The 6,848-nt window shown below is 75.6% G+C and carries 6 protein-coding genes; 1 reads left to right on the top strand and 5 read right to left on the bottom strand.

Annotated elements, in window-relative coordinates:
- Positions 1-273: 273 nt before the first annotated feature.
- From ABD385_RS32665 to ABD385_RS32645, 5 genes are all read right to left on the bottom strand, one after another.
- Positions 274-1,056, bottom strand: coding sequence for an SDR family NAD(P)-dependent oxidoreductase (locus tag ABD385_RS32665; protein ID WP_344582793.1), 783 nt, complete (start codon positions 1,054-1,056; stop codon positions 274-276).
- 311 nt (positions 1,057-1,367) lie between these two features.
- Positions 1,368-2,552, bottom strand: coding sequence for a serine hydrolase domain-containing protein (locus ABD385_RS32660; RefSeq protein WP_344582792.1), 1,185 nt, complete (start codon positions 2,550-2,552; stop codon positions 1,368-1,370).
- 139 nt (positions 2,553-2,691) lie between these two features.
- Positions 2,692-3,465 carry an energy-coupling factor ABC transporter ATP-binding protein gene (locus ABD385_RS32655; protein WP_344582790.1) on the bottom strand — a complete coding sequence of 258 codons (774 nt, stop codon included), beginning with the start codon at positions 3,463-3,465 and terminating at the stop codon, positions 2,692-2,694.
- Positions 3,453-4,214 (bottom strand): cobalt ECF transporter T component CbiQ, encoded by a 762-nt coding sequence (gene cbiQ / locus ABD385_RS32650; protein ID WP_344582788.1) that lies wholly within the window; start codon positions 4,212-4,214, stop codon positions 3,453-3,455. Before cbiQ ends, ABD385_RS32655 begins: the two co-directional genes overlap by 13 nt.
- 1 nt (position 4,215) lies before the next feature.
- A complete protein-coding gene (locus tag ABD385_RS32645; RefSeq protein ID WP_344582787.1) occupies positions 4,216-5,379 on the bottom strand; it encodes an energy-coupling factor ABC transporter permease in 1,164 nt (387 codons plus the stop codon).
- Between the two features lie 167 nt (positions 5,380-5,546).
- Here ABD385_RS32645 and ABD385_RS32640 point away from each other — a divergent pair, with 167 nt between their 5' ends.
- Complete coding sequence (locus tag ABD385_RS32640; RefSeq protein ID WP_344582785.1) at positions 5,547-6,770, top strand: cytochrome P450; 1,224 nt, start codon at positions 5,547-5,549, stop codon at positions 6,768-6,770.
- The last annotated feature ends 78 nt before the right edge of the window (positions 6,771-6,848 follow it).

The raw sequence follows: 6,848 nt of genomic DNA, 5'->3' as shown, positions 1-6,848 counted from the left end.
GGGGCGTCGCCCCTTTGTCGTTCGTGGTGGCGGGTCCGGGGGCTGCGGGGTGGGTGGTCGGACTGCTGCGCTTTACGTCCGACCACACACCCCTCCGCCCCCGAACCCTCCTGTGCGTGGTGGGCCGCGCCCCGGTGGGGGGTTGGGGGAGGGAGAAGCCTGGGGCTCGCGGGCATGGAAGGGGCTTGCCCCGGTGGGGAGTTGGGGGAGGGGGAAGCCGGGGCTGGCGTGCGTGGAGGGTGTGCCCCGGGGGGGATGCCTGGTGTTCGGGGCTCAGGTGTCGTGGAGGGCTTGGTGGAGTTCGGTGTTGGCCACCAGGATGCCGCCGTCCACGGGGAGGGTGATGCCGGTGACCCAGGAGGCGTCGGGGGAGGCGAGGTAGGCGACGGCGGCGGCGATGTCCTCGGGGCGGCCGACGCGGCCCAACGGGTAGACGGCCGCCGCCCGTTCGAGGTGGTCCTCGCGGCCGGTCCAGTTGGGGGTGTGGACGGTGCCCGGTGCGACGAGGTTGACGCGGACGCCGCGGGGCGCGGCGTGGCCGGAGAGGGTGCGGGTCAGGCTGGCCAGGCCGGCCTTGGCGGCGCTGTAGGCGTGGTTGCCGAAGTCCTGGATGCCGTTGACCGACCCGATGTTGACGATCGAGCCGCGGCCACCGGCGGCGGCCAGGTGCGGCAGCGCGGCCCGGGCGCAGCGCATCGCGCCGGTCAGGGTGGCGTCGAGGTCGGCGGCCCATTCGTCGTCCGGGGTGTCCTCGAAGCGGGGGACGTCGGGGTGGCAGCCGAAGGCGTTGTTGACGAGGGTGTCCAGGCCGCCGAAGCGCTCCACCGCGTGCGCGACGGCCGCCTCCACCGCGGCCCGGTCCCCGACGTCGCAGGCCCTCGCCTCCGCGGCGCCGCCCTCCGCCCGGATCGTCTGCGCGGCCCCCTCGGCACGCGGCCCGTCCAGGTCGGTGAGCAACACCCGGGCCCCTTCCTCGGCCAACCGCCGGGCCGTGGCCTCGCCGATGCCCCGCCCGGCCCCCGTGATCAGTACGCGGTATCCCTCGAATCGCCTCATGAGGCTTACCTACCCTCCCGCCCCCCGAAGCTTTCCCTCCCTCAACTCCCCACCCGGGCACACCCCTTCCACACACGCGAGGCCCAGGGTTCTCCCTCCCCAACTCCCCACCGGGGCGCGGCCCCCCACGCACAGGCGGGTCCGGGGGCTGCGGGGTGGGTTGTCGGACGTAAAGCGCAGCAGTCCGACAACCCACCCCGCGGCCCCCGGACCCGCCACCACGAACGACAAAGGGGCGACGCCCCACACCCCACCCCCGCCGAAGGCGAAAGACAGACGCCCCACGGCGGCAAACCCGACAACGTGGGAATTCAGCCGCCCACGGCGGCCACCGCACGGACGAGCGCCTGCGCCCGCGGATCCGCGGTCACGTTCGGCTGCATGCCGTTGGTGACGTAGCCGAAGGCGATCCCGCGCTCGGGGTCCGCGAAGGCCAGGGCGCCGCCGCGGCCGGGGTGGCCGAACGAGCCGGGGCCGAGGAGCGGGGAGGACGGGCCGTGCAGCATGAAGCCGAGGCCGAAGCGGGTGGCGACGAGGAGGGTGCGGTCGGGGCCGGCGGACTCCTCGGTGCGGGCGAGTGTGAGGGTGGCCGGGGCGAAGAGCCGGGGGTGGTCGTCGACCGGGCCGATCAGTGCGGCGTAGACGCGGGCCAGTGCGGGGGCGGTGGCGATGCCGGCGGAGGCGGGGAGTTCGGCGGCGCGGTAGGCGTCGGCGTTCTCGTCGGGGGCCGGGGAGATCGCGGCGAAGGCGCGGCTGGTGAGGGAGGTCGGGTCGGCGTACGCGTCGGCGACCGACTTCTTGGGGCGGGCCCGCAGGCCGGCGGAGGCGGGGCGGGGCGGGGCCGCGACGCGGGCGAGGCGGCCGACGCGGGGGCGGGCCTCGTCGGGCAGGCCGATCCACAGGTCGAGGTCGAGCGGCCGGGATATCTCGTCGGCGACCCAGGCGCCGAGGGTGCGACCGGTGACCCGCAGCACGAGTTCGCCCAGCAGCCAGCTGTAGGTCTGGGCGTGGTAGCCGTGGTCGGTGCCGGGCGTCCAGGCGGGGGCCTGGGCGGCGACCGCGGCCGGGCCGCTGACGCCGTCGATGGCCTGGGCGGGGGTGAGCGGGGTGTCCAGGGCGGGGACGCCGGCGCGGTGCGCGAGGAGGTGGCGGACCAGGACGCGGTCCTTGCCGGCGGCCTTGAACTCGGGCCAGTAGGTGCCAACGGGGGCGTCCAGGTCGAGCAGGCCGCGCTGGTGCAGCAGGAGCGGGACGGTGGCGGCGATGCCCTTGGTGGCGGAGCGGACGATCTGGGCGGTGCCGGGCTCCCAGGGGGCGGCCGTGGCGTCGCCCCGTTCGGCGTCGCCGTCCTTGGTGCCGCCCCAGAGGTCGACGACCTTGCGGCCGTCCCGGTAGACGGCCACCGCCGCTCCGCGCTCGCCGCGCTCGGCGAAGTTGGCTGCGAAGGCGTCCCGGACCGGCTCGAAGCCGTCCTCGACCGTGCCCTGGACGTCCACCCTGAATCCCGCTTCCCGCTTTTCCCGTCGCTTTTGTGACCCATCAATGGTGCAACGCCGGGATCCATGCTCATGACCAGGGGCGCCGACAGGGACCGGGGCCGTGGCCTTCCTCACATCCGTCCGCGGGGCGGGGCGGTCAGCCGGGCAGGGTCACCGAGCGCGGGTCGAAGCCGAACGGCAGCTCCAGGCGGTGGCCGCGCATCAGCTCCTCGTCGCAGAGCAGTTCCTGGGTGGTGCCGTCGGCGACGATCACCCCGCCGGAGAGCACCACGGACCGCGGGCACAGCTCCAGGGCGTACGGCAGGTCGTGGGTGACCATCAGGACGGTGACGTCCAACGAGCGCAGGATGTCGGCGAGTTCGCGGCGGGAGGCCGGGTCGAGGTTGGAGGACGGCTCGTCCAGGACGAGGATCTCGGGGCGCATGGCGAGGACGGTGGCGACGGCGACGCGGCGGCGCTGGCCGAAGGAGAGGTGGTGCGGCGGGCGGTCGGCGAAGGCGGTCATGCCGACCCGGTCGAGCGCCTCGGTGACGCGGGCGTCGAGGGCGGCGCCGCGCAGGCCGGCGGCGGCCGGGCCGAAGGCGACGTCCTCCCGGACGGTCGGCATGAACAGCTGGTCGTCGGGGTCCTGGAAGACGATGCCGACCCGGCGCCGGATCTCGGCGAGGTGCCGCTTGGCGACCGGCAGGCCGGCGACGGTGACCGTGCCGGCGCCGGCTTCGAGGATGCCGTTGAGGTGCAGCACGAGGGTGGTCTTGCCGGCGCCGTTGGGGCCGAGCAGGGCGACCCGTTCGCCGCGCCGGAGGGTCAGGTCGACGCCGAACAGGGCCTGGTGGCCGTCGGGGTAGGCGTAGGCGAGGCCGGCGACGGCGAGCGACGGGGCGGGGGCGGGGGTACTCACAGGGTCCATCCCAGGAGGCAGACGGCCAGTGCGGCGAGCGGGAGGGCGGCCGCACGGGTCCATTGGGTGCGGGTGGCGGTGGTCCGGTCGAGGACGGGCATGGTGCCGGTGTAGCCGCGGCTGACCATGGCGAGGTGGACGCGTTCGCCGCGCTCGTAGGAGCGGATGAACAGGGCGCCGGCGGACTTGGCGAGCACGCCCCAGTGGCGCACGCCGCGCGCTTCGAAGCCGCGGGAGAGCCGGGCGATCCGCATCCGCCGCATCTCGTCGGTGATCACGTCGCCGTAGCGGATCATGAAGCCGGCGATCTGGACCAGCAGCGGCGGCACCTTCAGCCGCTCCAGGCCCAGCAGCAGCTGCCGTAGTTCGGTGGTGGCGGCCAGGAGGACGGAGGCGGCGACGCCCAGCGTCCCCTTGGCGAGGATGTTCCAGGCGCCCCACAGGCCGCCCACGCTCAGGTCCAGCCCGAGGACGTGGGTGCGCGGGCCCTGGGCGACGAACGGCATCAGCACCGCGAACGCCACGAACGGCACCTCGATCAGCAGCCGCCTGAGCAGGAAGCCGGCCGGGACGCGGGCGGCCGCGGCGACCGCCGCCAGCAGCACCGCGTAGAGCGCGAACGCCCAGACGGCGGTGCGCGGGGTGGCGACGACGACCAGGACGAAGCCGAGGACCGCGGCGATCTTGCAGTGCGCCGGGAGGGCGTGGACCGGGGAGGCGCCGTCCCGGTAGAGCTTGTGGGCGTGGCCCGCGCCCATGTCAGCCCTGCTCGGCGGGGGCGGGGGCGGGGGCGTCGGCGTCGGCGGCCGGGGTGGCGGCGGCCTTGCGGCGGCGCAGCACGACGAAGACGCCGGTGCCGACGGCGAGGGTGGCGGCGACGCCGATGACGCCGGCGAGGCCGCCGGCCAGCCGCGGGTCGGCGATGTCCTTGACGCTGTAGTCGGCGAGCGGGGAGTCGGCCGCGGCGTGCGCTTCGGTCTTGCTGTCCAGGCCCTTGTCGTGGGCGACCTTCTCCAGGCCGTCGGGGCTGCTGGAGGCGTAGTAGCTGAGGCCGCCGGCGCACAGCAGGGCGGCGGCGAGGCCGGCCAGCCACAGCGGGCGGGTCGAGCGGCGGGGGGCGGCGGGCGCGGGCGTCGGGGTCGAGGCCGGAGCCGAGGCCGGGGTCGGCTCGTCGGCGGTGGTCTGGTCCGGCGCGGCGGCCGGGGCGGTGCCGGCCAGCGGGGCGGTGCGCAGCTCCAGCGGGCGGGCCAGGTCGCGGGCGCCGTGGACGAGGTCGGGGCGGACCGCGATCACGGCGCCGACGGTGAGGGCAGTGATCACGGCTTCGCCGAGGCCGATCAGCACGTGCACCCCGACCATGGCGGTGAAGACCTTGCCGATCGGCACGTCGGTGGTGCCGCCCAGGGCGTACAGGGCGGTGAAGCAGACGGCGGCGGCGGGCACCGAGAGCAGGGCGGCGGCGAACGAGGCGACGGTGATCGAGCGGCGGGTGCGCGGCAGCACCTTCACCAGCAGCCGGAAGACGCCGTAGGCGACGACGGTGGTGGTCAGCGCCATGTCGGAGATGTTGATGCCGAGCGCGGTCAGCCCGCCGTCGGCGAACAGCACGCCCTGCATCAGCAGCACCACGGACACGCACAGCACGCCGGTGTACGGGCCGACGAGGATCGCCGCGAGGGCACCGCCCAGCAGGTGCCCGCTGGTGCCGGCGGCGACCGGGAAGTTCAGCATCTGCACGGCGAAGATGAACGCCGCGACCAGCCCGGCGAGCGGCGCGGTGCGGTCCGCGCCGGTGCCGCCGCCCGTGCCGGCACCCGCCAGTTCGCGCCGGGCGCCGCGCAGGCTGACCGCCACCGCGGCGGCGGCGACCACCCCGGCCGCCGCCGACACCGGCGCGTTGATGAATCCGTCGGGTACGTGCATCTTCAGACTTCTTTCGCTTCCGGCGCCGCAACCCGACGATGATGTGGGTCCTGCAACCAACTTGCAAGAGCGCCCGCCATGCGGGACGGCCCGGCCGCCGCCGCGCGCCCCCGTCCACCCCCGCACCGCCATTGACTCTTGGGCCCCGCTCCCGCACCCTCCCGGCCATGGCTGCCCAGGAAGCACCCCAGGCCCCCGTCTCCGGTCCCGCCGCGTTCACGCCCTGCGCCGGGGAGGGCTGGCGCGCCCCGTGGGACATGTACGCGGCCCTGCGGGACCGCGATCCGCTGCACCACGTCGACGACGGCGACTACTGGGTGCTCTCCCGCTACGCGGACGTGCTCGCCGCCGCCCGCGACACCGAGCGGTTCTCCTCCGCCGGCGGCCTGACCTTCACCTACGGCGAGCGGGAGCGGCTCGGCATCACCGACGCCGCCCCGATGGTGATGCTGGACCCGCCCGAACACACCGACTTCCGGCGGCTGGTCACCCGCGGCTACACCCCGCGCCGGGTGGCCGCCATCGAGCCGGACGTGCGCGCCTTCGTCCGGGACCGGCTGGACCGGATCGCCGCGCTCGGCGGCGGCTGCGACATCGTCACGGAGCTGTTCAAACCGCTGCCCAGCTTCGTCGTCGGCCGCTACCTCGGGGTGCCGGAGGCGGACCGGAGCCGCTTCGACGGCTGGACGCACGCCATCGTGGAGGCCAACGCGCTGGGCGACCCGCTGGCCGCGGTCGAGGCGGTGGGCGGGCTGTTCGGCTACTTCACCGAGCTGGTCGAGCGGCGGCGCGCCGAACCGGCCGACGACACCGTCTCCGACCTGGTGGGACTGCTGCCGCCGGACGACGGCACCGCGCTGCTGCGGATCCTCGGCTTCGCCTTCACCATGGTCGCCGGCGGCAACGACACCACCACCGGCCTGCTGGGCGGCGCCGCGGAGCTGCTGACCGCCGACCCGGACCGGCGCCGCGCCCTGCTCGACTCCCCCGCCCGGCTGCCGGCGGCCGTCGAGGAGCTGCTCCGGCTGACCTCCCCGGTGCAGTGCCTGGCCCGCACCGTCACCGCCGACACCACCCTGCACGGCGTCACCGTCCCGGCCGGCCGCAAGGTGCTGCTGCTGTACGGCGCCGCCAACCGCGACCCGCGCGCGTTCGGCCCGGACGCCGACCGGCTGGACCTCACCCGCGACGGGCCGCAGCACCTCGCCTTCACCCACGGCCCGCACCACTGCCTGGGCGCGGCCGCGGCCCGACTGGTCGCCCGGGTCGCGCTGGCGGAACTCCTGGGCCGTTTCCCGGACTTCGCGGTGGACGCGGCCGGCGGCACCTTCGCGGACGGCCACTACGTGCGGCGGTACGCGACGCTGCCGTTCGTCACCGGCCGGGGGTGACGGGTGCCGTTCCCGGGCCCGGCGCGCGGCGCCTCGGGCGCGGCCGAAACGCGCCGGCCGGGCGGGCCGTGGGGACAG

This window comes from Streptomyces lunalinharesii, from assembly GCF_039532155.1.
In the GTDB taxonomy this organism is placed as follows: domain Bacteria; phylum Actinomycetota; class Actinomycetes; order Streptomycetales; family Streptomycetaceae; genus Streptomyces; species Streptomyces lunalinharesii.
Note: the sequence above shows the minus strand (reverse complement) of the source record. Positions and strands in the feature narration are given on the sequence as shown.

Coding starts and splice junctions, on each gene's coding strand:
- ABD385_RS32665 (WP_344582793.1), bottom strand. CDS start 1,056: ATGAGGCGATTCGAGGGATACCGCGTACTGATCACGGGGGCCGGGCGG.
- ABD385_RS32655 (WP_344582790.1), bottom strand. CDS start 3,465: ATGGACCCTGTGAGTACCCCCGCCCCCGCCCCGTCGCTCGCCGTCGCC.
- cbiQ (WP_344582788.1), bottom strand. CDS start 4,214: ATGGGCGCGGGCCACGCCCACAAGCTCTACCGGGACGGCGCCTCCCCG.
- ABD385_RS32645 (WP_344582787.1), bottom strand. CDS start 5,379: ATGCACGTACCCGACGGATTCATCAACGCGCCGGTGTCGGCGGCGGCC.
- ABD385_RS32640 (WP_344582785.1), top strand. CDS start 5,547: ATGGCTGCCCAGGAAGCACCCCAGGCCCCCGTCTCCGGTCCCGCCGCG.